This is a genomic window from Mesorhizobium sp. M7A.F.Ca.US.010.02.1.1, from assembly GCF_004023085.1.
In the GTDB taxonomy this organism is placed as follows: domain Bacteria; phylum Pseudomonadota; class Alphaproteobacteria; order Rhizobiales; family Rhizobiaceae; genus Mesorhizobium.
On the sequence record NZ_RZRV01000003.1, the window covers coordinates 192870 to 218616 of the forward strand.

General features: G+C 63.5%; 23 protein-coding genes. 18 read left to right on the forward strand and 5 right to left on the reverse strand.

The features are described from left to right. Window positions 1-6: 6 nt before the first annotated feature. Complete coding sequence (locus tag EOA19_RS04400) at window positions 7-753, reverse strand: FadR/GntR family transcriptional regulator (RefSeq protein WP_128302809.1); 747 nt, start codon at window positions 751-753, stop codon at window positions 7-9. A gap of 200 nt (window positions 754-953) precedes the next feature. On the opposite strand from EOA19_RS04400, the gene EOA19_RS04405 reads away from it, so the two are divergent. From EOA19_RS04405 to EOA19_RS04430, 6 genes are all read left to right on the forward strand, one after another. Next, window positions 954-1943, forward strand: coding sequence for an arabinose ABC transporter substrate-binding protein (locus EOA19_RS04405; protein WP_023811522.1), 990 nt, complete (start codon window positions 954-956; stop codon window positions 1941-1943). A gap of 70 nt (window positions 1944-2013) precedes the next feature. Further along, window positions 2014-3525, forward strand: a complete 1512-nt coding sequence (araG, locus tag EOA19_RS04410; protein ID WP_128302810.1) for an L-arabinose ABC transporter ATP-binding protein AraG — start codon at window positions 2014-2016, stop codon at window positions 3523-3525. Between the two features lie 10 nt (window positions 3526-3535). Next, a complete protein-coding gene (gene araH, locus EOA19_RS04415; protein WP_023811524.1) occupies window positions 3536-4486 on the forward strand; it encodes an L-arabinose ABC transporter permease AraH in 951 nt (316 codons plus the stop codon). Between the two features lie 15 nt (window positions 4487-4501). Then, window positions 4502-5281, forward strand: coding sequence for an SDR family oxidoreductase (locus EOA19_RS04420; protein WP_128302811.1), 780 nt, complete (start codon window positions 4502-4504; stop codon window positions 5279-5281). 14 nt (window positions 5282-5295) lie between these two features. After that, entirely contained in the window at window positions 5296-7008 is a 1713-nt protein-coding gene (gene araD / locus EOA19_RS04425) for an L-arabinonate dehydratase (protein ID WP_128302812.1), read from the forward strand. A 7-nt stretch (window positions 7009-7015) separates the two neighbouring features. Continuing rightward, window positions 7016-7921, forward strand: coding sequence for a dihydrodipicolinate synthase family protein (locus tag EOA19_RS04430; protein ID WP_128302813.1), 906 nt, complete (start codon window positions 7016-7018; stop codon window positions 7919-7921). 14 nt (window positions 7922-7935) lie between these two features. Here the strand turns inward: EOA19_RS04430 and EOA19_RS04435 are convergent, their stop codons facing one another. The 4 genes from EOA19_RS04435 to EOA19_RS04450 form a co-directional block, all read right to left on the reverse strand. Beyond that, a complete protein-coding gene (locus EOA19_RS04435; RefSeq protein ID WP_128302814.1) occupies window positions 7936-8682 on the reverse strand; it encodes an SDR family NAD(P)-dependent oxidoreductase in 747 nt (248 codons plus the stop codon). Between the two features lie 68 nt (window positions 8683-8750). Then, window positions 8751-10262, reverse strand: coding sequence for an altronate dehydratase family protein (locus EOA19_RS04440; protein ID WP_128302815.1), 1512 nt, complete (start codon window positions 10260-10262; stop codon window positions 8751-8753). Window positions 10263-10493: 231 nt separating this feature from the next. Further along, window positions 10494-10823 carry an L-rhamnose mutarotase gene (locus tag EOA19_RS04445; protein ID WP_128302816.1) on the reverse strand — a complete coding sequence of 110 codons (330 nt, stop codon included), beginning with the start codon at window positions 10821-10823 and terminating at the stop codon, window positions 10494-10496. A 19-nt stretch (window positions 10824-10842) separates the two neighbouring features. Then, window positions 10843-11517 (reverse strand): GntR family transcriptional regulator, encoded by a 675-nt coding sequence (locus EOA19_RS04450; RefSeq protein WP_128302817.1) that lies wholly within the window; start codon window positions 11515-11517, stop codon window positions 10843-10845. A 338-nt stretch (window positions 11518-11855) separates the two neighbouring features. Here EOA19_RS04450 and EOA19_RS04455 point away from each other — a divergent pair, with 338 nt between their 5' ends. The 12 genes from EOA19_RS04455 (at window position 11856) to EOA19_RS04510 (ending at window position 25733) form a co-directional block, all read left to right on the forward strand. After that, window positions 11856-13358, forward strand: a complete 1503-nt coding sequence (locus EOA19_RS04455; protein ID WP_128302818.1) for a sugar ABC transporter ATP-binding protein — start codon at window positions 11856-11858, stop codon at window positions 13356-13358. Further along, on the forward strand, window positions 13355-14353 hold the full coding sequence (locus EOA19_RS04460) for an ABC transporter permease (RefSeq protein WP_245486056.1): 999 nt from the start codon (window positions 13355-13357) through the stop codon (window positions 14351-14353). Before EOA19_RS04455 ends, EOA19_RS04460 begins: the two co-directional genes overlap by 4 nt. Further along, window positions 14353-15348, forward strand: a complete 996-nt coding sequence (locus tag EOA19_RS04465) for an ABC transporter permease (RefSeq protein ID WP_127322263.1) — start codon at window positions 14353-14355, stop codon at window positions 15346-15348. Before EOA19_RS04460 ends, EOA19_RS04465 begins: the two co-directional genes overlap by 1 nt. Before the next feature lie 13 nt (window positions 15349-15361). Further along, complete coding sequence (locus tag EOA19_RS04470; RefSeq protein WP_128302819.1) at window positions 15362-16300, forward strand: sugar ABC transporter substrate-binding protein; 939 nt, start codon at window positions 15362-15364, stop codon at window positions 16298-16300. 238 nt (window positions 16301-16538) lie between these two features. Next, window positions 16539-17711: an FMNH2-dependent alkanesulfonate monooxygenase gene (ssuD, locus tag EOA19_RS04475; RefSeq protein ID WP_128302820.1), complete on the forward strand. Its 1173-nt coding sequence runs from the start codon at window positions 16539-16541 to the stop codon at window positions 17709-17711. After that, entirely contained in the window at window positions 17708-19168 is a 1461-nt protein-coding gene (locus EOA19_RS04480; RefSeq protein WP_128302821.1) for an FAD/NAD(P)-binding protein, read from the forward strand. Before ssuD ends, EOA19_RS04480 begins: the two co-directional genes overlap by 4 nt. A 165-nt stretch (window positions 19169-19333) precedes the next feature. Continuing rightward, window positions 19334-20437 carry a dimethylsulfone monooxygenase SfnG gene (gene sfnG / locus EOA19_RS04485; RefSeq protein ID WP_128302822.1) on the forward strand — a complete coding sequence of 368 codons (1104 nt, stop codon included), beginning with the start codon at window positions 19334-19336 and terminating at the stop codon, window positions 20435-20437. Window positions 20438-20551: 114 nt separating this feature from the next. After that, on the forward strand, window positions 20552-21484 hold the full coding sequence (locus tag EOA19_RS04490) for an ABC transporter ATP-binding protein (protein ID WP_128302823.1): 933 nt from the start codon (window positions 20552-20554) through the stop codon (window positions 21482-21484). Then, a complete protein-coding gene (locus EOA19_RS04495) occupies window positions 21481-22380 on the forward strand; it encodes a branched-chain amino acid ABC transporter permease (protein WP_128302824.1) in 900 nt (299 codons plus the stop codon). Before EOA19_RS04490 ends, EOA19_RS04495 begins: the two co-directional genes overlap by 4 nt. Window positions 22381-22383: 3 nt before the next feature. Then, window positions 22384-23424: a branched-chain amino acid ABC transporter permease gene (locus EOA19_RS04500; protein ID WP_128302825.1), complete on the forward strand. Its 1041-nt coding sequence runs from the start codon at window positions 22384-22386 to the stop codon at window positions 23422-23424. Window positions 23425-23507: 83 nt separating this feature from the next. Next, window positions 23508-24845, forward strand: a complete 1338-nt coding sequence (locus EOA19_RS04505) for an ABC transporter substrate-binding protein (protein WP_128302826.1) — start codon at window positions 23508-23510, stop codon at window positions 24843-24845. An 81-nt stretch (window positions 24846-24926) separates the two neighbouring features. Beyond that, on the forward strand, window positions 24927-25733 hold the full coding sequence (locus EOA19_RS04510; RefSeq protein ID WP_128302827.1) for an ABC transporter ATP-binding protein: 807 nt from the start codon (window positions 24927-24929) through the stop codon (window positions 25731-25733). Window positions 25734-25747: the final 14 nt, after the last annotated feature.

Sequence of the window (25747 nt, forward strand, 5' to 3'; positions counted from 1 at the left end):
GCAATCTCAGTTGCTCTTGAGTTTCTTGGCGCTGACGAGGTCGCGCGCCGCAAGGTCGAGGATCTTGTTTGCGGCCCCACGCGCCGCCTCGGCGTCGCGCATGCGCAGCGCCTCGACCACCTCGCGGTGCGCCGCCACGGCCTCCATGCGCCGGTCGAGCGAAATCACCGCCGTCGCCTCGAGCGAGAATTTCAGCCCGGTGTCGATGAGATTGCCGATCTGGCGAAAGATCGGGTTATGGCTCGCGGCATAGACGATCTGGTGGAAAGCGATGTCGCTGCGCGAGAAGGCGGCGAGATCCTCGCCGGCGCCGGCCATGCCGCGCCATGCCGCTTCGAGATCGGCTATTTCCTGCAGCGTTGCGCGCGTGGCCGCCAGTTCGGCGACCAGCGGTTCGATGGCGCGGCGCGTTTCGAGGATGGCGTCGAACAGCTTGTCGTCCAGTGCATGCGGCGCGTGCCAGGCCAGCACCTGTGGGTCGATGATGTTCCAGTCGTCCTCGTTGCAGACGATCGTGCCGACGCGCGGCCGCGACAGCACCAGCCCCTTTGCCGCCAACACTTTCAGGGCCTCGCGGATGACAGTGCGGCTGACACCATATTCGACGCCGAGTTCGTTTTCGGTCGGCAAGGAGGATCCGGCCGGGTAGCGCCCGGAAAAGATGTCTGAGGCCATTGCCTTGGTCACATCGGGCATGACGCGCGGGCGGCGAGTGGCTGTGTCGCCTTGCGGTTTCTTCAAAGTCCCGGTCACCTCAGCCCTCCTCCAAGGCGGCGAACCGCTGGTTTCGCACAACCGATCCGCCATTAACGGATGCGGACTGATTGCGCCAGCGATTGCTGGTCAGAGCATGTACATTAATTATCATACCAGATCAATTGACGAGTATGATAAAAACGATTAGACACTCCGGCATCCGGGCTGAGCGCCCGGTCTATCGCTGGGAGGTAATCATGCGACTTTTGAAGACCGCGCTCGTCGCGGGCGCGCTTGCCGTGCTGTCCGTCACGACCATCGCTGCATATGCTCAGGACACCAAGATCGGTTTCATCGTCAAGCAGCCCGAGGAGCCGTGGTTCCAGGACGAATGGAAGTTCGCCGACCAGGCCGCCAAGGAGAAGGGCTTTACCCTGGTCAAGATCGGCGCCGAGGACGGTGAGAAGCTGATGTCGGCGATCGACAATCTCGGCGCCCAGGGCGCCCAGGGCTTCATCGTCTGCACACCGGACGTGAAGCTTGGCCCCGGCATCGTCGCCAAGGCCGCCGCCAACAATCTCAAGCTGATGACTGTCGACGACCGTCTGGTCGGCGCCGACGGCAAGGCGCTGGAAGACGTCCCGCATATGGGCATTTCGGCCACCAAGATCGGCGAAGCCGTCGGCCAGGCGATCGTCGACGAAATGAAGGCGCGCGGCTGGAAAGCCGACGAGGTTGGCGCCATCCGCGTCTCCTACGACCAGCTGCCGACGGCGGTCGATCGCGTCGAAGGTGCCATCTCGGTGCTGAAGGCAAACGGCTTCAAGGCCGAGAACATTTTTGACGCCCCGCAGGCCAAGACCGACACGGAAGCTGCCCTCAATGCGGCGACGGTCGTGCTCAACGCCCATGCCGACATCAAGAAGTGGGTTTCCTTCGGCCTCAACGACGAAGCGGTGCTCGGCGCCGTGCGTGCAGCCGAAAGCGTTGGCATTCCGGCGGACGGCATGATCGGTGTTGGCATTGGCGGCGCGGATTCGGCGATCAACGAGTTTAAGAAGCCGACGGCCACCGGCTTCGTCGGCACCGTGATCATCTCGCCGAAGCGTCATGGCTACGAGACGGCGCTCAACATGTATGACTGGGTTGCCAACAACAAGGAGCCGGAGAAGCTGATCCTGACCTCGGGTGCACTCGCCAAGCGCGACGACTACCAGAAGGTCCGCCAGGGTCTCGGCATCGAATAATCCTCCCTGTACAAACAGGCGGCGGCTCATCCCGCCGCCTGTTTGCCATTCCATAAGAGGATCGCTGCCCGTGTCCTTTCTCGACTTCTCGCACATCACCAAGACCTATCCGGGCGTCAAGGCGCTGTCGGACGTCTCGTTCGGTGTCGACAAAGGCGCCGTGCATGGTTTGATGGGCGAGAACGGCGCCGGCAAATCCACCCTGATCAAGATACTGTCCGGTGACCAGCATGCCGATCAGGGCGAGATCCGCATTGACGGTAGGGTTCAGGCCTATACCTCGACCCGGGATGCCTTCGACAATGGCGTCATTGTCATTCATCAGGAACTGCAACTCGTTCCTGAACTCACCGTTGCCGAAAACCTCAGCCTCGGTCGTTTCCCCGCCAACGCCGGCATCATCGCCGGCCGCCGGATGCTGGACGACGTCGGCGCCAAGCTGAAATCGGCCGGTATCGACATCGACATGCGCCGCAAGGTCAAGACGCTGTCGATCGGCGAACGCCAGATGGTCGAGATCGCCAAGGCGGTCATGCTCGACGCACGCGTTATCGCGCTGGACGAACCGACCTCGTCGCTTTCCTCGCGCGAAAGCGAAATCCTGTTTGCCCTGATCGACCGCCTGCGCGGCGAAGGCAAGGTCATCATCTATGTCTCGCACAGGCTCGACGAAGTGTTCCGGCTCTGCGACAGCCTGACCGTGCTGCGCGACGGCAAGCTCGCGGCGCACCATGCGTCGCTGAAAGGCGTCACCCGCGACCAGGTCGTCGCCGAGATGGTCGGCCGCGAGATTTCGGATATCTGGGGTTTTCGCGCACGAAAAACGGGCGATGTCCGCCTGAAGGTCGACGCTCTCAGCGGCCCCAAACTGAAGACGCCGGCCAGTTTCGAGGCGAGGGCAGGCGAGATCGTCGGCTTCTTCGGCCTGATCGGCGCCGGGCGCTCGGAACTGATGCGGCTGGTCTATGGCGCCGATCCGCGCTCGGGCGGTAGCATCACCGTCGACGGCAAGCTGGTCCGTGCCGCCGATCCGCGTGGCACGATCCGGGCCGGCATCGTGCTGTGCTCGGAGGATCGCAAGCATGACGGCATCATCCAGGGCCGCTCGGTCGAGGAGAACATCAACATCTCGTCGCGGCGCCATCACACGCGCTTCGGCGTGCTCAACCGCGCCAGCGAGATCGCCATCGCCGAAACCTTCATCAAGAAGCTCAAGGTGCGCACGCCGTCGCGCAAGCAGGACATCATCAATCTCTCCGGCGGCAACCAGCAGAAGGTCATCCTTGGCCGCTGGCTGTCCGAACAAGGGGTGCGGGTTCTCATTGTCGACGAACCGACGCGCGGCATCGACGTAGGGGCCAAATCGGAAATCTACGAATTGCTCTACCAGCTTGCGCAGGACGGCATGGCGATCGTCGTGGTCTCGTCCGAACTGCCGGAAGTGATGGGCATCTGCGACCGTATTCTGGTGATGTGCGGTGGCCGCGTCAGCGCTGAACTCACCCGCGACCAGTTCGCCGAAAGGGCGATCCTGGCCGCCGCTCTCCCCGATCAGAAAACTCCCGACGCGATCGCATCCTGAGGACTTTGGCATGACCGACCAGTTGAAAAAAATCCTGCTCGGCGAACAGGGCCTCGTCGTCATCTTCGTCGTCGCCTTCGCGCTGGTGTCGGCTCTGGTGCCGAACTTCCTTACGGACCGCAACATGCTCGGCCTGCTGCAGTCGGTGGTCACCGTCGGCATCGTCGCCTGCACCATGATGTTCTGCCTCGCCGCGCGCGACTTCGACCTGTCGGTCGGTTCGATCGTCGCCTTTGCCGGCATGGTCGCTGTGATGGCGTCGAATTACACCGGCTCGATCCTGCTTGGCCTGCTGGCGGCAATCGCCTGCGGCGCTTTCGTCGGCTTCATCAACGGCGTCGTCATCGCCAAATTCCGCATCAACGCGCTGATCACGACGCTGGCCACCATGCAGATCGTGCGCGGCTTTGCGCTGATCGCGTCCGACGGCCGTGCCGTCGGCATCAACAGCTCGGATTTCTATCAGCTGGCGCTCTCGAAACTGCTCGGCATACCGACGCCGGTCTGGGTGCTCGCTATCCTGTTTTGCATCTTCGGCTTCGTCCTCAACCGCACCGTCTTCGGCAAGAACACGCTGGCCATCGGCGGCAATCCGGAGGCCTCGCGTCTTGCCGGCGTCAATGTCGACCGGACGCGCATCTGGATTTTTGCGCTGCAGGGCGTCGTCTGCGGCATCGCCGGCATCCTGCTGGCGTCGCGCATCACCTCCGGCCAGCCCAACGCGGCGGTCGGGCTCGAACTCTCGGTCATCTCGGCCTGCGTGCTCGGCGGTGTTTCGCTTGCCGGCGGCCGCGCCACCATGTCGGGCGTCATCGTCGGCGTGCTGATCATGGGCATCGCCGAAAACGCCATGAACCTGCTCAACATCCCGGCCTTCTACCAGTACATCGTACGTGGCGTGATCCTGCTGCTGGCCGTGCTGCTCGACAATCTGCGCTCGTCGGCACTGGGCCGGCGCTAAGCTGGAGGGACAAAAATGGCTGAGCGCCTTTCCGGCAAACGCATCTTCCTGACCGGCGCCGCGCAAGGCATCGGGCTGGCCATCGCCGAGGCCTGCCTTGCCGAAGGTGCAAGACTGTTCCTCGTCGACCGCGACGGCGCACTGCTGGACAAGGCCGTCGCCGGCCTTGCCGCGCCGCACGGCCATGTCGGGCATGCGGCAGCCGACATCAGCGACGGAGCCGCGATTGCCACTGCCGTCGGCCAAGCGACCGACGAAATCGGCCACATCAACGCGCTGATCAACAATGCCGGGGTCAATGTGTTCTCGACGCCGCTCAAGGCGACCGAGGAAGAGTGGAACCGCAATTTCGACGTCAACGTCAAGGGCGCCTGGAATTGCAGCAAGGCTGTGCTGCCGGGCATGATTACAAGCGGCGGCGGCGCCATCCTCAACATCGCCTCGACGCACAGCTTCACCATCATTCCGCACACCTTCCCCTATCCCGTCGCCAAGCACGCGCTGCTCGGCCTGACCAAATCGCTGGCGCTCGAATATGCGGCGCAAGGCGTGCGCGTGAACGCGCTGGCGCCGGGCTATGTCGAGACGCAGAAGGCGATCGACTACTGGAACAGCTTTGCCGATCCGGCCGCAGCACGCGCCAACACCATGGCGCTGCATCCCGGCGGCCGCATCGCCACGGCGCGCGAGATCGCGCGGGCTGCGGTGTTCATGATCTCCGACGAATGCCCGTTCATGAACGCGGCGACGCTCGTCGTCGATGGCGGGCTGAGCCAGCTGCAGCATCCCGCCTGAACGCCGGAAAGACCATGACCAAGAGACGATCGCAGCATTGGTTCGGCGGGCTGGGCAAGGATGCCTTCATCCACCGCAGCTGGATGAAGAACAACGGCCTGCCCGACGATGCCTTCGACGGCCGTCCGGTGATCGGCATCTGCAACACATTCTCCGAATTCACGCCTTGCCACGTGCATTTCCGTGCTCTGATCGAGCACATCAAGGCCGGCGTGCTGGAAGCCGGCGGCCTGCCGCTCGAATTCCCGGTCTTCTCTTGCGGCGAGTCCAATCTGCGGCCGACGGCGATGCTGTTTCGCAACCTCGCCTCGATGGATGTCGAGGAGGCGATCCGCGGCAACCCGATGGACGGCGTCGTGCTGATGGCCGGCTGTGACAAGACCACACCGTCGCTGGTCATGGGCGCGGCCTCCTGCGACCTGCCGTCGATCGCCATCTCCGGCGGGCCGATGCTTAATGGCCGCTTCCAGGGCCACGAAATCGGTTCCGGCACCGATGTGTGGAAATTTTCGGAAGACGTTCGCGCCGGTGTGATGAGCGAGCAGGATTTCGCCAATGCCGAGAGCGCCATGTCGCGCTCGCCCGGTCACTGCATGACCATGGGCACGGCCTCGACCATGGCTTCCATGGTCGAGTCGCTCGGCCTGGCGCTGCCCGGTAACGCTGCCTATCCGGCGGTCGACGCGCGCCGCAGCCGCATCGCCCGCATGACGGGGCGGCGCATCGTCGTGATGGTCAATGAGGATCTGCGCCCGTCGGCTATCCTCACGAGAAAAGCTTTCGCCAACGCCATCCGCGTCAATGGCGCGATCGGCGGCTCCACCAATGCGGTCGTGCATCTCCTGGCCATCGCCGGCCGCGTCGGCACCGAGCTGACCCTGGATGATTGGGATCGATATGGCCGCGACGTGCCGACCATCCTCGACCTGATGCCGTCAGGCCGTTTCCTGATGGAGGATTTCTGCTACGCCGGCGGTATTCCGGCCGTCATGAAAGAGATCGCCGACATGCTCGATCTCGATGCGCTGACCGTCACCGGCAAGAGCGTGCGCGAGAACATCACTGACGCCCAAAACTACAATCCGGAGGTGATCCGCCCGCGCGACAAGGCGCTGACATCGCACGGCGGCATCGCGGTGCTGCGCGGCAATCTGGCGCCCGACGGCGCCATCATCAAACCGTCAGCCGCGTCGCCAGCTCTCATGAAGCATCGCGGCCGCGCCGTCGTCTTCGAGGACATTGACGACTACAAGGCGCGCATCGACGATCCCTTGCTGGACATCGACGAGGGCTCGATCATGGTGCTGAAGAATTGCGGCCCCAAGGGCTATCCGGGAATGGCCGAGGTCGGCAACATGGCGCTGCCTCAGAAGCTGTTGAAGCAAGGCGTCCGCGACATGATCCGTATCTCCGATGCCCGCATGTCGGGCACCGCCTTCGGCACCGTCGTGCTGCATGCCGCACCCGAAGCCGCTGTCGGCGGCCCGCTGGCGCTGGTGAGGAGCGGCGACATGATCGAGCTCGATGTCGAAGCAAGGAAGCTGCATCTCGACGTGTCAGAACAGGAACTCGCAAAGCGGCGGACATCCTGGGCTCCGCCGCAGCCGGCTATGCGCGGCGGCTATCAGGGTCTTTACGTCGACCATGTGCTGCAGGCGGATCGCGGCGCCGACCTCGATTTTCTCGTCGGATGCCGTGGCCACGCCATTCAACGCGAAAGCCATTGAGGTCCGCGTGACAAAATTCAAACCTTATGATTTCCACGGCATTCACGCCATTCTCTACGCGCTCTTTGATGAGAACGAAAAACTCGACCGCGCGGCGATGCGCAGGCAGGTCGAGATCTGCCTGGCGAGCGGCGTGCACGGCATGGCGGCGCTCGGCTTGGCGACGGAAGTCGCCAAGCTGTCCGAGGCCGAGCGCCGGACGATCATGGACTGGACGGCGGAAGACACCGACGGAAAAGTGCCACTCGCTTTCACCATCTTCGGCGCTTCGGTGGCCGAGCAGGTCGCACAGGTTCGCCATGCTGAAAGCGTGGGAGCGGATTGGGTGATCCTGCAGCCGCCGCCGGTTGGGTCCTATGGTGCGCCGGAATACATCAAGTTCTTCGGCCGCGTTGCCGAGGCGACCGATCTGCCGGTGGCGATCCAGAACGCGCCGGCGTTTTTCGGGCGCGGCCTTTCATCAGACGAAATCCGCGACCTCGTCACGCTGTATCCCAACGTTAGGCTGATCAAGGGCGAGGGTCCGGTTACCGACATCGCCGGGCTGATCGAGCGCACCGATGGCCGGATACCGGTTTTCAACGGGCGTGGCGGCCTGGAACTGATCGACAATTTCCGCATCGGTTGCCGCGGCATGATCCTGGCGCCGGATTGCGCCGACTATGCCGTGCGCGCCTATCATGCGTTCCGCGCCGGAGGCGAAGCCACGGCCGAGGCTGAATATGCAAGAATGTTGCCGGCAGCGGTCTTCGTCATGCAAGGCATCGAAAACTTGATCTGCTATGGCAAGCGGCTGTTCGGCGCCCGCGCAGGCATCCCGATACACGCCCGGGCTCCGGCGATGCGGCCCAGCGAGCCTGGCCTCGCGATGGTGGAGCGCTTTGCGATTGGTCTCGGTCGGTTGCCTGGCTGAACGTCAACTGCCTTTCAATAGGTCGTCCGCCCACCCGACAGGTCGAACGTGGAGGCGGTTGTAAAACTGTTCTCCTTGGAGACGAGCCAGGCGACCATGGCAGCGGCCTCATCGACCTCCAACAGGCGGCCGCGCGGAATGCGCGAGCGCATATATTCGATATGCTCCGGCGTCAGTTGTTCAAGGATGCGCGTCTGTGCCGTGGCCGGCGAGATGCAGTTCACGGCGATGTCGTACTGCGCCAGTTCTTTGCCGAGCGACTTGGTCAAGCCGATGACCGCCGCCTTCGAGGCTGAATAGGCGGAGGCGTTGGGGTTGCCCTCCTTGCCGGCGACCGAAGCGATGTTGACGATCCGCCCGTAATTGCGCTCCTTCATCCCGGGAACCACGGCGCGATTGACGTAGAACGTACCGTTGACGTTGACGTCGATGACCTTTTTCCACGTCTCGATGTCGTAGACGTCGAGCGGGACGGCCGGGCCGGCGATTCCGGCGGAATTGACCAGAATGGAAATGTTGCCGGCCAGCTCTTCGGTCCTGGCGCGCGCCGCGTCCACCGACACCCAATCGGCGACGTCCACGATCTCTGTCGTGGCGGCGTTGCCGAGTTCCTTCTTGGCGGTTTCGAGGCGAGCCTCATCGAGATCCCACAAGGTTACCGTCGCGCCGGAGGCGACGAAGCGTCTGGCCATCGCAAAGCCGAGGCCTTGGGCGCCGCCGGTGACCACAGCGTGCTGGCCGTCAAGATCAATCCTGTTCATGTCGAGCGGTTCTTTCCGTTTGAGCTACTTCCGGGATAAAGGCCGGCCTGTGCAGGCGGGCGATATCGCTACATCGTCGCGCCGAGGCTCCATGGCACGAACTCGTTGTCGCCATAGCCGAGCGCTTCCGACCTGGTGCGCCCGCCGGAAGCGACGCGCAGGATCTCGGCGAAGATCTCCTCGCCCTTCTCGGCCAGCGAGACGCCGTCCAGTATGTCTCCGCAATTGATGTCCATGTCCTCGCGCATCTGCTCGAAGATGAAGCTGTTGGAGGCGAGCTTGATCGAGGGCGTCGGCTTGCAGCCGAAGGCCGAACCGCGGCCGGTGGTGAAGCACAATATGTTGGCTCCGCCGGCGACCTGCCCGGTGGCCGAGACCGGATCGTAGCCAGGCGTATCCATGAAGACGAGGCCGCGCTCGTTGATCGGCTCGGCATATTCCAGCACCGCGCGCAGATTGGTGGTGCCGCCCTTGGCGGAGGCGCCGAGCGATTTCTCCAGGATGGTCGTCAGCCCACCCAGCTTGTTGCCGGGCGAAGGGTTGTTGTTCATCTCCATGTCGTGCCTGGCGGTATAATCCTCCCACCAGCGGATGCGCTCGATCAGCTTTTCACCCACCGCGCGGCTCTCGGCGCGCAAGGCGAGAAGATGTTCGGCGCCATAGATCTCGGGCGTCTCCGAGAGCACGGCCGTGCCGCCTTGCCCGACAAGCAGGTCCACCGCAGCACCCAGTGCCGGATTGGCGCTGATGCCGGAATAGCCGTCCGATCCGCCGCATTGCAGCGCAAGCACCAGTTCGGAGGCCGGCTGCGGAGTCCTTTCGGCGGCGTTCACCGTAGGCAGCATGTCGACGATCGCCTTGACGCCGGCCTCGACTGTCTTTCGCGTGCCGCCGGTTTCCTGGATGGTCATCGTGCGGAAAATCGTGCTCTCCTCGATGTTGTACGACTGCATCCAGCGTGGGATCTGGAACGCTTCGCAGCCGAGTCCGACCATCAGCACGCCGCCGACATTGGGGTTGGTGGCAAAGCCCCATTGCGTCCGTTTCAACAGGTCGTAAGCGGGGCCCTTGGTGTCGATGCCGCAGCCAGTGCCGTGGACGAGTGCGATGATGCCGTCGACATTGGGATAGTCGCGCAGGATGCCAGACCGGTTGACCTCGTCGACGATGAACCGGGCGACGCTGGCAGAGCAGTTCACCGAGGTCAGGACGGCAATGAAGTTGCGCGTGCCCACCTTGCCGCTCGGCCGGCGGTAACCCATGAAAGTAGCGCGCTCGGCCTCGGCAACGACCTCGGTTTGCCTGGTATTGGTGCCGAAGACGTAGTCGCGTTCGAAATTGCGCAGATACACATTGTGCTCGTGAACCCAGTCGCCGGCGACGATGGGTTCCCGCGCAAACCCGATGGTCTGGCCGTATTTCACGATCGGCTCGTCCGAGCCGATGTCGCGCAAGGCCATTTTGTGCCCGCGCGGTATGCGTGCCCTGGCCGCCACGTCCCCGGCTTTGTCGCCGATTTTCAACGGATCGACCGCCAGAAGAATGTTGTCGATATCCGACAGCTTGATGAACCGTGCCATGACCCAAACTCTGAAAAAGCTCCCCCCGACAAGGAGCGCCGAGAGGCAAAAGTGATTTGGAATACTAATATAATAGAATGTCAGTGGTCAAGGTGCGGTTGCGAAAGGCTTGGATTGCAGGGGCGTAGTGGCGGATCGGTTAGGTGAGCGTGCAATGAGTGCGCCTTGCGGCGCAGTTTGAGGGCGGCAAACGGCTGGATGAAACAACGGACCGCCGCACGCGGGACACGGTCAATCGAGATGGAAGACCGCTTCCATGGCCGCCCACCATTCGCCGTCGGCGCGCGTCGGCAGTGGCGTCTGCATGGGGTCGCACAGTTCCCACCATTTGCGCATGGCCGGCGACTCGCTCATCCGCGCCGCATCCCTGGCGAAGTCGCTGCCGTGATACTCCCAGCAGGCGAACAGAAGGTTCTCCGGTTCGCGCAGGAAGATCGAATAGTTGCGGATGTCGGCGCGACTGATGACGTCGAGCACTTCCGGCCAGACGGCGGCGTGGACGCGCTTGTAGTCCGCGATCGCCTCGGCTTTCACGCCGATACAAAGTCCCATTCTTTGCATGCCGGTGGCTCGCGGTGTTTCAGTCGAGAAGGTCGGCGGCGACTTCGAGCGTGTTGCGGAACGACGTCTCGAGATGATGTTCCATGGCCCTTGCCGCCCCCTCGGCGTCGTGGCGCTTCAGCGCGTCGAAAATGGCCTCGTGCTGCTCGATCGTCTGTTCGCCATAGCCCGGCTTGGGGATGGCGAGATAGCGGCCGCGATCCATCTGTGCCTTTGAGATGTCGACGGCTCTCCAGATCATCGGCAGGCCGCAGATCTCGGCGATGGTGCGGTGAAAGACATCGTCGAGCTGTATCGCGGTGGCATATCTGCCTCGCGATATGGCGAGGCGGTGCGCCGCCATGTTGTCTTCCAGCAATTCGCTGGCGGCCGGTGTGAACTTGGCGGCCGCGCGTCGGGCGCTCTCCATCTCCAGTGCCCGCCGGATGACATAGGCTTCTTCCAGGTCGGCCCGGCTGATCGGAGCGACATAGGTGCCCGTTTGCGCCAGGATCTTGACCAGACCCTCGTCGCTGATGCGCTTGACCGCTTCACGAACGGGGGTGCGCGACACACCCAGGGCCTCCGCGATGGCGACCTCGTTGATGACCTCGCCCGGCTTCAACTGCCCGACGACGATCAGGTTGCGGATCTTGTGATAGATCTGATCGCGGAGCGGAAGAGCCCGATTGAGCGTCGAAGGATCCAGGTCCATTGCAAATCCGTGTCTTCGTTCACCAGAAATGGTCAGATTATATTAGAATGTCAATTAGAATGCACCCAATGCAAGGGTGAGGTCGGTTGACACCTGATGTCCATAACGACCGCCGGAATCCAGCTTGCCAGAACTGTTATATTAGTGCAATAGTCATCGTCCGCGGCGAGAAATTCAATCCGCAACCGAGAGCCTGGACTGAGCCGCGTGTTCAAAAGCGCGGACGTTCAAGCCAGTTCGAAGAGGGTCGAATTGCGTTTGAAGCGACTATTATACTAACATATCGACGGCCGATACCAAGGATGATCGGCCACCCGCCAGGAGGAACCTAGCCAGATATGACTGTCGCCGCCGATTGCGCCCTGGACATGCGAGGCATCAGCAAGACGTTCCCGGGCGTGAAGGCTCTGTCCAACGTCAATTTCGCCGTGAAATTCGGCACGGTTCATGCGGTCGTGGGTGAGAACGGCGCCGGCAAATCGACGCTCATGAAAGTGCTCAACGGGTCCTACGCACCCAGCAGCGGCACAATCAGGGTCGGCGGCGCCGAGGTGCGCATGCGCCGGCCCGCCGACGCCCAGGCGCTCGGCATCCGCATGGTGCATCAGGAAATCAATCTGGTCGCCGACCTGAGCGTCGCCGAAAACGTCTATCTCGGCCGCATGCCGGGCAAGTGGATCTTTCTGCGCAAGGGCGAGATGATCCGGGCTGCGACCGCCGTCCTCGATGAGCTCGGAGCGGCCATCAACCCGCGTGAACGGCTCGGCAACCTGTCGATCAGCCAGCAGCAGCTCGTCGAGATCGCCAAGGCCTACGCGGCGCAGCCCAGGATCATCGTCCTGGACGAACCGACATCCAGCCTCAGCGAGCATGAGACGGCGGCGTTGTTCCGGATCCTGCGCAAGATGCGCGATGACGGCATCGCCATCATCTACATCAGCCACCGACTGAAGGAGGTGCTCGAAATCGCCGACGAGGTGACTGTGCTGCGCGACGGCTCAATGATCGAGACGCGTCCGATCGAAGGCATAAATGCCGCTCACATGATCAGGCTGATGGTCGGTCGCGAAGTCAGCAATGTCTTCCCGAAAAGCCCGGCCGAGATCGGCAAGTCGGTGCTGCGCGTCGAACGCATCAGCGACGGCACGCGCTTCCGCAATGTCAGCTTCGATGTACGCGCCGGCGAGATACTGGGCTTGACGGGGCTGGTGGGCGCTGGCCGCACCGAGGTCGCCCGCGCAATCTTCGGCCTGTCGCGGCTTGTCGAGGGCTCGGTCAGCGTCAACGGACGCGAGGTCTCGATCAACTCGCCATCCCAGGCGGTCAGGGCAGGCATTGCCTATGTTCCGGAAGATCGCAAGGGCGACGGCGTCGTGCCTGGAATGTCGATCCGGGAAAACATCAGCCTGCCCATACTGCGCCGCCTGAGCCGTTTCGGGCGCATCAGCCGCAGCGCCGATCACTCGCTTGCCGCGGACTCGGTCAAGCAGTTTTCGATTTCACCGCCCGACGGCGAACGGCGCATCAGCCTTCTGTCGGGCGGTAACCAGCAGAAGGCGGTCATCGCCAAATGGCTTGCCGCCAAACCTTCGGCCTTGATCCTCGACGAGCCGACGCGGGGCGTCGACGTCGGCGCCAAGGCCGAGATCCACCACATCATCGGCCAACTCGTCGCCGGCGGCATGGCGGTCGTGATGATCTCGTCGGAGCTGCCCGAAATCCTCGGCGTCTGCGACCGCGTGGTGGTGATGCGCGATGGCTATGCCTCCGAGCCTCTCCTGCGCAGCGAATTGAGCGAGGAGCGCATCATGGCGCTAGCCACGGGGGAGGAGACGGCGTGACCGAAGCTGCCATGGAGATCGGCGGCGTGAACCGCAACGACCGCTTTACGCGTGGCAGCAGGCTTGTCGATGTCCTGTCGAAGGCGGGGCTGGCCTTCGCTATCCTCGCCGTGATGCTCTACGGCTCCTTCGTCAGCCCCGCCTTCTTCACATCAGGCAATTTGCTCAACGTCCTGACCTCGATGTCCATCGTCGGCATCGTCGTCGTCGGCATGACCTTCGTGCTCGTGGTCGGCAGCCTGGCCGACCTGTCGGTGCCGGCCACCATCGCCTGCGGCGCCATCCTGTCGCTCGGGCTGCAGCCGATGATCGGACCGCTGCCGGCCTTCGTGCTGGCGGTTGGTCTCGCGGGCCTCATAGGCCTGCTCAACGGGGTCCTGGTCGGATATGTCGGCATCAATCCAATCATTGCCACGCTCGGCATTGGCACGATCGGACTGGGCATCGTCCAGGCGGCTGTCGGCGGGGTCATCGTCTATGGCAGCAATCCCGCCTCCGCCGAACTCGCCAAGGGCCGGCTGTTCGGCATTCCGGTCGTGGTGCTGATCTTCCTGGTCATTGCTCTTGTCGGCCATTTCGTCCTGTCCCGCTCCTTCTGGGGCAGATGGACGCTTGCCACCGGCGGCAATTACAGCGCCGCCGAGGCAAGTGCGGTTCCGGTGCAGGCCGTGAAGGCTGGCGCCTTCGTGATCACAGCACTCGCTTCCGGCATCAGCGGCGGCCTGCTCGGGCTGACGCTGCAGAGCGCGCGGCCGCTCATCGGCGGCGGCTACGAATTCAGTGCCATCACGGCGGTGGTGGTCGGCGGCGTGTCGATCGTCGGCGGCTTCGGATCGGTGCCACGGGCCATTGCCGGCCTCATCTTCGTGCAACTGCTGACCAACGTCATGGTGCTCGACGGTGTGCGCACGCCGATCCAGGGTTTCGTGCTCGGCATCCTGATCGTCGGCGCCGTCGGCATGGATGCGGCGCTGCGCAAGCGGGGCGTGTCGTGATGCGTTTTCTTTCGCTTGTCTCGCAGTATCGCGTCATCGTCATTCTCGGTCTGACGCTCGTCATTTCCGCGCTGGTGGTCCCCGGCTACCTCTCGGCATCGACCCTCGGCCTCGGCCTCGACCGGGCGGCGACGATCGGCCTGATCGCGATCGGCCTGACGGTGCTTTTGATATCGGGCCAGATCGACCTCTCCGGTGGCGCGGTGTTTGCCCTGGCCGGCATCGTATCGGTCATCCTGCAGCGAGAGATCGGCATCCTCCCTGCCGCGATCGTCGGCATCCTGGTCGGTACCCTGGCAGGCGCCGTCAACGGCATGCTGGTCGTCGGCCTGAAGGTGAATTCGCTCGTGCTGACGCTCGCGACGATGCTCATCTTCCGCTCGCTCGCGCACTGGATCACCAACAGCCAGCCGGTGACCGGAACCGACATCATGCTTTCCCTGGCGCTGGCCAAGATCTATCTCGATGTCTTCACCCTCCGCAGCGCGCTGTTCATCGCCCTGATCGTGCTGCTGCATTTCTGGCTGACGCGCACCATACCTGGGCGTAACGTCTTTGCGGTGGGATCCAACCCGGCGGCTGCCAAGGAAAGCGGTATCGCCTCGGACCGTATCGTCTTTCTCGGCTTTGTCTTTGCCGGCACGCTTGCCGGCCTGGCGGGGGTTCTCCAGAGCCTCGTCACCAACACCGGCTCACCCGTCTTCGGCTCGGAATTGACGGTCGCCGTCATTGCCGCGGTCGTTGTCGGCGGAACTCGTCTCGAAGGCGGCAGGGGATCCGCGCTCGGCACGCTCGGCGGCGTGCTGACAATCGGCTCGCTGACCATCGCGATGGAGTTCCAGTCCGTTCCCGCATACGTCCAGCAGGTCGTGTCCGGGCTTATCCTGATCCTGCTCGTCGTGCTCGATCGGGCCGTTACCACCAAGGGGAGGGCTCCGGGCACGCGCCCGGCGCTCGTTCGCGACAATCCAATCACTCAAGGAGGAACCACATGATTGGGAGGAACACATGATTGGCAAGAAAAGCATGCTTCACGTCGCCGCCATGGCGGCTGTGCTGGCATCGACGGGCTGGGCCAGCGCCAAGACGGTCTGCTACGTGACGGCAGCGGATTCGCATGCCTATGCGACGCCGGCCAACAAGGCGCTTCAGGCGCGCGCCGCGGAACTCGGCATCGAGATCCTGAGCCTCAGCCAGGATTTTGATGTCCAGAAAGGCACCGAGCAGCTCAACACCTGCGTTGCGCGCAAGGTCGACGGCATCATCCTGTGGCCGCTCGACCCGCAGGCCTACATACCGGGACTGGCGCGCGCGCAGCAGGCGAACATTCCGGCGATCCTCATCAATTCGCCGATGAGCGACGATGCCAAGCCGTTCATCAAGTCGTTCACCGGGCCTGATGTCTATGAGGAAGGCAAGCTGGCGGCGGACTCGCTGAGCAAGGCGCTCGGCGGCAAGGGCTCCGTCGTCATCATCGCCGGCCAGGCCGGCAACGGCACCACGATCGGACGTGTCAGCGGCTTCACCGACCGTCTCAAGGAAACCAATGCCGACATCAAGGTGCTCGACACGGTCAATGCCGACTTCGACCAGCAAAAGGCACTGGTGGTCAGCCGCGATCTGATCACACGCTTCGGCGACCAGATCAGCGGTGTCTACGCCAATGACGACACGATGGCCCGCGGCTTCATCGACGCATGGAAGGAGGCCAACCCCTCCAAGGCCGCACCGCCGATTGTCGGCATCAATGGCCAGAAGGATGCGTTCGAATCCATCCGCACCAATGAGATGTACTCGACCATCGTCCAGTCGCCCGTCGAGGATGGCCGCCTGGCGATCAACACGATGGCCGAGATCATCGACGGGAAGCAGGTCAAGGACCGGCTGCCCATCCCGCTGACCGTCGTCACCAAGGACAACGTCAACGCGGTCGAACCCGCGTTCTGATACGAAGGGGGCCGGCCCGTGTATTCGGGCCGGCCCCCTTTCCCTGCCAGAGAGAGAAATTCTAATAGCGGCGACAGAATTGGAATAAACTAACTCTACAGAGTTTGTGGAATAAGCAATCTGCACTGGCGATCTGGTTTCCACCCGGACAGGACCACGCCATGCCCACTCTTTCGCATCAGCTACTCACCAAAGCAGGCATATCCGGCCGCCTTCGCCAGGCAGCGGGAGAAAGGCCATGAGCCGGGTCGTGCCAGACCGCATCAAGGTGCTCTGGTTTCTGCCTACGCATGGCGACAGCCGCTACCTCGGCACGGCCGAGGGTGGCAGATCGGTCGATCTGCCGTATCTGACGCAAGTGGCGAAGGCGGCCGACACGCTCGGCTACTATGGCGTGCTGTTGCCGACCGGCCGCTCGTGCGAGGATTCCTGGGTGATCGCATCGGCTCTTGTGCCGATTACCGAGCGCTTGCGTTTCCTTGTCGCCGTGCGGCCCGGTTTGCAGTCGCCGACGCTGGCCGCGCGCATGACTGCGACGCTGGATCGCATCTCCAATGGCCGCCTGCTGATCAACGTCGTCACCGGCGGCGATCCGCTGGAGAACAAGGGCGACGGCATCTTCCTGTCGCATGCCGAACGCTATGAGGTGACGCAGGAGTTCTTGCAGATCTACAAGCGGGTGCTGAGCGGCGAGACGGTGGGGCACGAGGGCAAGCATTTCCACATCGAGGACGGCCGGCTGCTGTTTCCGCCGGTGCAGACGCCATATCCGCCATTGTATTTCGGGGGCTCGTCCGACGCTGGGTCCGTGGTGGCGGCGCAGGAGATCGACAAATATTTGACCTGGGGAGAGCCGCCAGCCGATGTCGAGCGCAAGCTGGACGGCATGCGTGAACTGGCGCAGAAGGCTGGCCGCAAGCTCTCCTTCGGCATTAGGCTGCATGTCATCGCCCGCGAAACCACCGAGGAGGCCTGGGCCGCTGCCGACAGGCTGATAAGCCGGCTCGACGACGCGACGATCGCCTCGGCGCAGAAGGTCTTTGCCCGCATGGATTCGGTCGGCCAGGCGCGGATGAGCGCATTGCATGGCGGCAATCGCGCCAAGCTCGAGATCGCCCCCAACCTCTGGGCCGGCGTCGGCCTGGTGCGCGGCGGCGCAGGTACCGCACTTGTCGGCGATCCCGACACGATCGCCGAGCGCATCGACGAGTACCGGCGCCTCGGCATCGATACCTTCATCCTTTCCGGCTATCCACATCTCGAAGAAGCCTATCGCTTCGGCGAGCTGGTGCTGCCGAAACTGCCGACCGACCATCCGGTCAAGGCAGCCGGCTCGTCCGTAAACACCGGTCCGTTCGGCGAAACCATCGCCGGCGACCACCGGCCGAAGTCGCTCGCCAGCGCCTCGTGAACTTGCTTCCTGCGTCCTCGCGGTTGCGCGTCGCCATTATTGGCGGCGGCTTTTCCGGTGCGGCGGTGGCGTGGCACCTGGCGCAAATGCCTCGACCGGAGCGCATTTCCATTTCCGTGATCGAGCCGCGACCCTTGATTGGCGGTGGCCTTGCCTATTCCAGCGAGGAACCCTCTCATCGGGTCAATGTTCCCGCGGTCAGGATGAGCATGGCTCCCGACGACCCGCAGCATTTTGCACGCTGGTTGACTGGCAGCGGAGAACTCGAACACGACCCGGATGCGATCTGGATGAACGGCGACGCTTTTCCGCGCCGGCGCGTGTTCGGTCGCTATGTTGCCGAGCATCTGGCGCCGCATCTCAATTCCGGCCTTGTCCATCATGTTGAAGGTTCCGCCACACGCGTGACACGCGATGCCAGTGGCGCGGGCTGGACCGTGCACACCTCTGCCGGACCGGTCGCCTCCGACATCGTCGTTCTAGCAGCAACGCATCCGCAGCCTGCAATTCCAGCCGCGTTGATCCACCTGACGGAAGCGCCGGGTTTCATCGCCGACCCATACGCAGCCGCGGCGCTTGCCGGGATCGGGCCGGACGCCTCGGTGCTGATCGTCGGCTCCGGGCTGACCTCGGCCGACATGGTCGCCGAACTTGACCGTCGTGGCCATCGTGGCCGCATCCTCACGCTGTCGCGCCGCGGCTTACGCTCGCGCGGACACCCCGATGTCAGGGGCGAGCCTTTTGGCGATTTTGCATCCGCGCCGGCGACGACGGCGCTCGGCCTGCTCAGGACCATTCGCGCGACGCTGGCAGCGGCAAGAGCGGCCAATGTCAACTGGCAGTCGGTCTTCGACCAGTTGCGCCTGCAGGGGCCGGTGCTGTGGGCCGCACTTGCCCCGCCGGAGCGGGCAAGGCTGGTCCGCCAGCTGCGCGTGTTCTGGGACGTGCATCGTTTCAGGATCGCCCCGCAGGTCGCCGCCGTGCTCGACCGGCGCCATGCCGCCGGTACAGTCGACACCATTGCCGCCAGGCTTGTCGCGTCGAACGATGAGGACGGCAGCCTAGCTGTCAGCTTTCAACGGCGCGGGCAGACCCGGATCGAGGCGGCGCGCTTCGCTGCCGTCATCAACACCACCGGTCCGGCTCATGGGCAGGCGCTGCAGCTGAACCCGGCGCTGAGCTCGCTGGCGGAAACCGGCTTGATCAGGACGGACCAATATGGGCTTGGCATCGAGACAGGTCTCGACAGCCGCGCGATCGGCCGGGACGGTGAGGCGGTCGCGACACTCCTGGTCGCCGGCCCGCTGGCACGAGGGACTTTCGGCGAGCTCATGGGTCTGCCGGAAGTCGCTCGCCATGCCCAGGCGGTCGCGGTTGAAATTGCCAAGCTGCTGGTAACGCTGCCGTCAGCGCAGGCCATCGGCGCCAATGCCGCGCAGGGTCCGGTCATGAGCTGACACCGGCAAACCGGGTTGGCCGAGCAAAATTGGTATTTCCGTCCCAAGAGGGGCTCAAAAACGGAAAATCCTTCTTTGTATATAAATTCTATAAACATAATAAATACCGACGAAACCGGCTGCGGTCGGATCGATCAACGAGATGGCCTGAATGGGAGACAGTTCATGGGACACGCAGAGACCGACTCGATCAAGTTTGCCTACTGGGTGCCGAATGTTTCGGGCGGCCTGGTGATCTCCAACATCGAGCAGCGCACCAACCATTCGGCCGAGTACAATCGCAAGCTGGCGCAGATCGCCGAGAAGTCCGGCTTCGATTACGCCCTCAGCCAGATCCGCTTCACCGCCGGCTACGGCGCCGACGAGCAGCATGAATCGGTGGCGTTCAGCCATGATCTGCTGGCGGCGACCACAACGCTCAAGGTCATCGCGGCGATCCTGCCCGGACCGTGGAACCCGGCGCTGGCGGCCAAGCAGATCGCCACCATCAGCTATCTCACCAATGGCCGCGTCGCGATCAACCTCGTCTCCGGCTGGTTCCGTGGCGAGTTCCATGCCATCGGCGAGCATTGGCTCGACCATGACGAGCGCTATCGCCGCTCGGAGGAATTCATTCGTGCGCTGCGCGGAATATGGACCGAGGACAGCTTCACCTTCCGTGGCGATTTCTACCGCTTCAACGAATATTCGCTGAAGCCGAAACCGCCGCAGCCGCTGCCCGAAATCTTCCAGGGCGGCTCGTCGCGCGCCGCGCGCGACATGGCATCGCGGGTCTCGGACTGGTACTTCACCAATGGCAACACGCCGGCCGAGATCGCCAAGCAGGTCGACGACCTCAGGACCAAGGCGAAGGCCAATAACCATTCCGTCAAGGTTGGCGTCAACGCCTTCGCGGTCGTCCGCGAGACAGAGGATGAGGCCAGGGCGGTGCTCGCCGAAATCATTGCCAAGGCCAACCCCGAGGCGGTCAACGCCTTTGGCCATGAGGTGAAAAATGCCGGCAAGGCTTCGCCGGAAGGCGAGGGCAATTGGGCGAAATCCTCCTTCGACGATCTGGTCCAGTACAATGACGGCTTCCGCTCGAACCTGATCGGCACGCCAAGGCAAGTCGCCGAGCGCATCGTCGACCTGAAGCGCGCCGGCGCCGATATCATCCTGCTCGGCTTCCTGCACTTCCAGGAAGAGGTCGAGTATTTCGGCAAGCATGTCATCCCGCTGGTCCGCGAACTGGAAAACGCCGAGGCGGCGGCGTCGCTGGCGGCGGAGTAGCCATCCCGCAGCCTGGCCCGCCACGGTCCGGCCAGCACACGCATGAAGGTTGCCGGCGCGCTCGATCCGTCGAGCGGCAATGAGGTTTTGCGCGCCTAATCAAGGACGATTGGAATGCCGTTGCCCAGTTATACGCTCGGAGTGATGGACGCTTCGGTCTATGCGCCGGAAGTCTTTGCGCGCGGCCTGCCGTCAAGCCCGCGGGAGCAGCAGTCCGAAGACGACGGCGAGCCGATCGGCTCCGTTGCTGGTGTCGCCGCTCCGCTGCTTTCGCTCCAGGGCATCGGCCTGTCGTTCGGCGGCGTCGTGGCACTGGCCGATATCGACCTGTCGGTTCACCCAGGCGAAATTCGCGCCATCATCGGCCCGAACGGCGCCGGCAAAAGCTCGCTGATCAACGTCATCAGCGGCGTCTATCGGCCGGATCGCGGCCACGTCCGGCTCGACGGCACCTTCTATGCCCAGGTGCCGACGCAGCAGTTGGCTCACCTCGGTGTCGCCAGAACCTTCCAGAACCTTGCACTGTTCAAGGGTCTCAGCGTCCTCGACAATGTCGCTTCCGGCCTCGCCTACAAGGTTCGCTCCAACTTTGCCGGCCAGGTGCTCGGCATCGGCCGCTCGCGCGGCGAGCAGCGCGAAACACGCAGCCGCGCGGAACAGATCCTCGAATTTCTCGACCTCACCGCCATTCGCGACCGTCTTGTCGGCACCTTGCCTTACGGACTGCAGAAGCGTGTCGAACTGGCCCGCGCACTGGTGGCCCAGCCGCGCCTGCTTTTGCTCGACGAGCCGATGGCCGGCATGACCGCGAGCGAAAAGAGCGAGATGGCGGCTTTCGTCCGTGCCGCGCGCGATCGTTTCGCCACCACCGTGGTGTTGATCGAGCACGATGTCGGCGTCGTCATGGGCCTGTCCGACCGCATTGCCGTTCTCGACTACGGCCGCAAGATCGCCGACGCCACGCCAGACGAGGTCAGGAACGACCAGCGCGTCATCGATGCCTACCTCGGCGTCGCCTCGGACAATGAGGACGGGGCAGGCATATGATCGCCGATTTCGACTACCAGTTCTTCATCGAAGTGCTCGTCGGCGGCCTGCTCTCCGGCGTCATGTACTCGCTGGTCGCGATCGGCTTCGTGCTGATCTACAAGACCTCGGGCGTGCTCAATTTCGCGCAAGGCGCGATGCTGTTGTTCGCGGCACTCACCTTCGTCAGCCTTATCGAGCGCGGCATCCCGTTCGCGCTGGCGCTGGTGATCACTTTCGCCATCATGGTCGCCATGGGTGTCGCCATCGAGCGCACGGTGCTGCGGCCGCTGACCAACAAGCCGCCGATCACACTGTTCATGGCGACGCTCGGCCTGTCCTACATCATCGAGGGCGCCGCCCAGCTGATCTGGGGCACGCAGGTCCACGGCCTCGATCTCGGCATCGAGGACGTGCCGCTGGAAATCGGCGGCGTGCTGATCAGCCAGTTCGACATTTTTGCCGCAGTGGTTGCCGCCGGCATGGTCCTCTTGCTGTCGCTGTTTTTCCGCTACACCCGCATCGGCCTCTCCTTTCGCGCCGTCGCCGACCATCAGTTCGCGGCCCTCGCGGTCGGTCTCAGGCTGCCGCTGATCTGGGCCACCGTCTGGGCTGCTGCCGGTCTTGTCGCACTGGTGGCGGGACTGCTCTGGGGTGCGCGCCTCGGTGTGCAGTTCTCGCTGTCGCTGGTGGTGCTCAAGGCGCTGCCAGTGCTGGTGCTCGGCGGCTTCGATTCCATCCTCGGCGCCATCGTCGGCGGGCTTCTGATCGGCGCCAGCGAGAAACTCGCCGAGGTCTATATCGGCGACTATTTCGGCGGCGGCATCGAGAGCTGGTTCGCCTATGTCGTCGCGCTGGTCTTCTTGCTGATCCGTCCTTCCGGCCTGTTCGGCCAGAAGCTCGTCGAGAGGATCTGAGCGATGACCGCGATATCAAGCGATTTCGTCGCCGCGCCGGTGCTGCCGAAGTGGGCCTCGCCCGTGCTGCTGCTCGCCTTCGCCTATGGTGTCGTGCCGCTGATCGGCTCGAGCTATCTGTTCGAGGCCATCCTGCTGCCGTTCCTGGCGCTCAGCCTCGCCGGCGTGGGCTTGAACATCCTCACCGGCTATGCCGGCCAGGTTTCGCTTGGGAGTGCTGCCTTCATGGCGGCCGGCGCCTTCGCCGCCTACAATTTCAACCTGCGGATCGAAGGCCTGCCGCTGATCGGCAGCATCTTCCTGGCCGGCATCGTCGCCGCCGCGATCGGCATCGTCTTTGGCCTGCCGAGCCTGCGTCTGAAGGGTTTTTATCTCGCGGTCTCGACGCTTGCCGCGCAGTTCTTCGTGCAATGGGCACTGACCAAATTCAGCTGGTTCTCCAACAACTCGGCGTCAGGCGTCATCGACGCGCCAAGACTATCGGTTTCAGGTTTCGCGCTCGACGGCGCCATCGGCCGCTATCTCTTCGCCTTGACCATCGTCACCGTTCTGACCTTCCTCGCCCATCGGCTGGTCTCGTCGCAGACCGGGCGCAACTTCATCGCCATCCGCGACAATGAAACCGCCGCCCGCATCATCGGCATCCCGGTGCTGAAGACCAAGCTGCTTGCCTTCGCCATCTCGTCCTTCATCATCGGCGTCGCCGGCGTCATCTGGGCCTTCGCGTATCTGCGGACCGTCGAGCCGGATGGCTTCGACCTCGACCGGTCGTTCCAGATACTGTTCATCATCATCATCGGTGGCCTGGCTTCGATCCGCGGCGCATTTTTCGGCGCCGCCCTCATCGTGGTCTTCCCGCTCGCTCTGTCGCGCCTCGGCGGCTTCCTGCTTGGCGATCTCTTCGATTCGGGCGTGCTCGACATGAGCCAGCGCATCGTGCTGGGCGCGCTCATCATCCTGTTTCTGATCCTTGAACCCGACGGGCTGGTGGCGCTGTGGGACAGGGTCCGAAGACGGCTCGTGTTCGCCTGGCAGTCGACCTGAGCCCATGCATCCACTCCGAACCGACGTTTGAAAATGAACCAGAGGCCGAACCCAAGACGGCCCATACCGGGAGTACCTCAACCATGAATTTCCTGAGCACAATCAAGGCGGCGGCGCTGTCTGCGGCGATGATCGTGTCGGTGGCCTTGCCCGCCGCGCACGCCGACGAACAGTATTTCCCGCTGCAAAGCTATCGCGTCGGGCCGTATGCTGCCGGCGGCACCGGCTTCTTCGGCGGCTTCATCGATTATCTCAACCTCATCAACATCCGCGACGGCGGCGTCAACGGCGTCAAGCTGACCTGGGACGAATGCGAGACCCAGTACGAGGTCGAGCGCGGCGTCGAATGCTACGAGCGGCAGAAGAGCCATGCCGGTGCCGCCGCCTGGAACCCGCTCTCGGTCGGCATCGCCTACGCCATGATCGACCGCATCACCGCCGACAAGGTGCCGCTGATCACCGTCAACCACGGCCGCACCGATTCCACAGATGGACGCGTTTTCCCCTACGTCTTCCCGCTGCTGCTCAATCCTTACAGCGAGACATCAGGCATCGTGAACTACATCGCCTCCAAGGAAGGCGGCATCGACAGACTGAAGGGCAAGAAGATCGTCGTGCTCTATCACGGCTCGCCTTACGGCAAGGAAACCATCCCGATCTATGAATTGCTGGCGCAGAAATACGGCTTCACCGTGCAGCAGATCGAGGTGCCGCATCCCGGTAACGAGCAGCAGTCGCAGTGGCTGACGATCCGCCGCGCCAAGCCGGACTTCGTCGTCCTGCGCGGGTGGGGCGTGATGAACCCGGTGGCGTTGAAAACGGCGGTCAAGGTCGGCTTTCCCGTCGATCACATCGTCGGCAATGTCTGGTCGAACTCGGAAGAGGATGTCATCCCGGCCGGCGACGCCGCCAAGGGTTACACCGCCATCACCACCCAGGCTTCCGGCAACTCCTACCCGGTGGTTCAGGAGATCGTGAAGACGGTCTACGGCGCCGGCAAGGGTAACCTCGAAGACAAGGCGCGTATCGGCTCGGTCTACCACAATCTCGGCATCGTCAACGGCATCCTCAATGTCGAGGCGATCCGCGTCGCGCAGGAGAAGTTCGGCCACCGCACGCTGACCGGCGACGAGGTCCGCTGGGGCTTCGAGCACCTCAAGCTTGATCCGGCCAAAGTCGAGGCGCTTGGCGCCAAGGACCTGTTCCACTCGATCAATGTCAGCTGGGACAATCACGAAGGCGAGGGCTACGTGACCTTCCAGCAGTGGGACGGCAAGAAGTGGAACGTCGTCTCCGACTGGATCGCGCCGGACTGGGCGCTGCTGCGGCCAATCATCGAGAAGTCCGCCGAGGCCTACGCCGCCGAGAAGGGCATCAAGCTGCGCACCGAGGATGATGCCAACGCAGTGACCACCAACTGATCAGGGCAGAGCCGGGCGCAGCGGATAGGGTTCCGCAGCGCCCGGCCTGTTCGGTTCATCGAACCACAAAATGAGAGCCCCATGCCGGACGATGACGTCATTCTTGCCGTGGATACGGTTCATGCCACCTACAACCACGCCATCACGGCGCTGCACGGCGTCAGCTTCGAACTTCGGCGCGGCCAGATCCTGGCATTGCTTGGCGCCAATGGCGCCGGCAAGACCACGACGCTGAAGGCCGTCTCCAATTTGCTGCCGGCCGAACGCGGCCAGGTCAATGCAGGCACCATCCGCTATGAAGGCTCGGATGTCTCGCGCCGCAAGCCGGGCGATCTCGTGCGCGCCGGCCTGGTCCAGGTGCTGGAAGGCCGCCACTGCTTCAAGAGCCTCACCGTCGAGGAAAATCTGGTTGCCGGCGGCATTGGCCGCAGCGGCCGCCGCGCCGAGATCAACGAAGATCTCGAGCGGATCTACGGCTATTTCCCGAGGCTCAGGGAAAAGCGCCGGACATTGTCCGGCCTAACTTCTGGCGGCGAACAGCAGATGACCGCCATCGGCCGGGCGCTGATGTCGCGGCCGCGCCTGCTGGTCCTCGACGAACCGTCGATGGGTCTCGCCCCGCTCATCGTCCAGGACATCTTCCAGACGCTCAGAAAGCTGAACCGCGAGACCGGCCTGTCGATCCTGGTCGCCGAGCAGAATTCGGCGGTGGCGCTCCGTTATGCCGACCACGCCACTGTGCTCGAAAACGGCGTCTCCGTTCTCACTGGTGCGGCCGCCGAGCTTCGCCAGCGCGAGGACATCAGGGCCTTCTACCTCGGTCAATCGACCGCCGGGCAACAGCCTTCGCCCGCCGCCAAACCAGCCCATCTCCATGCCGTTGCCTGAAATGAAATCCCAAG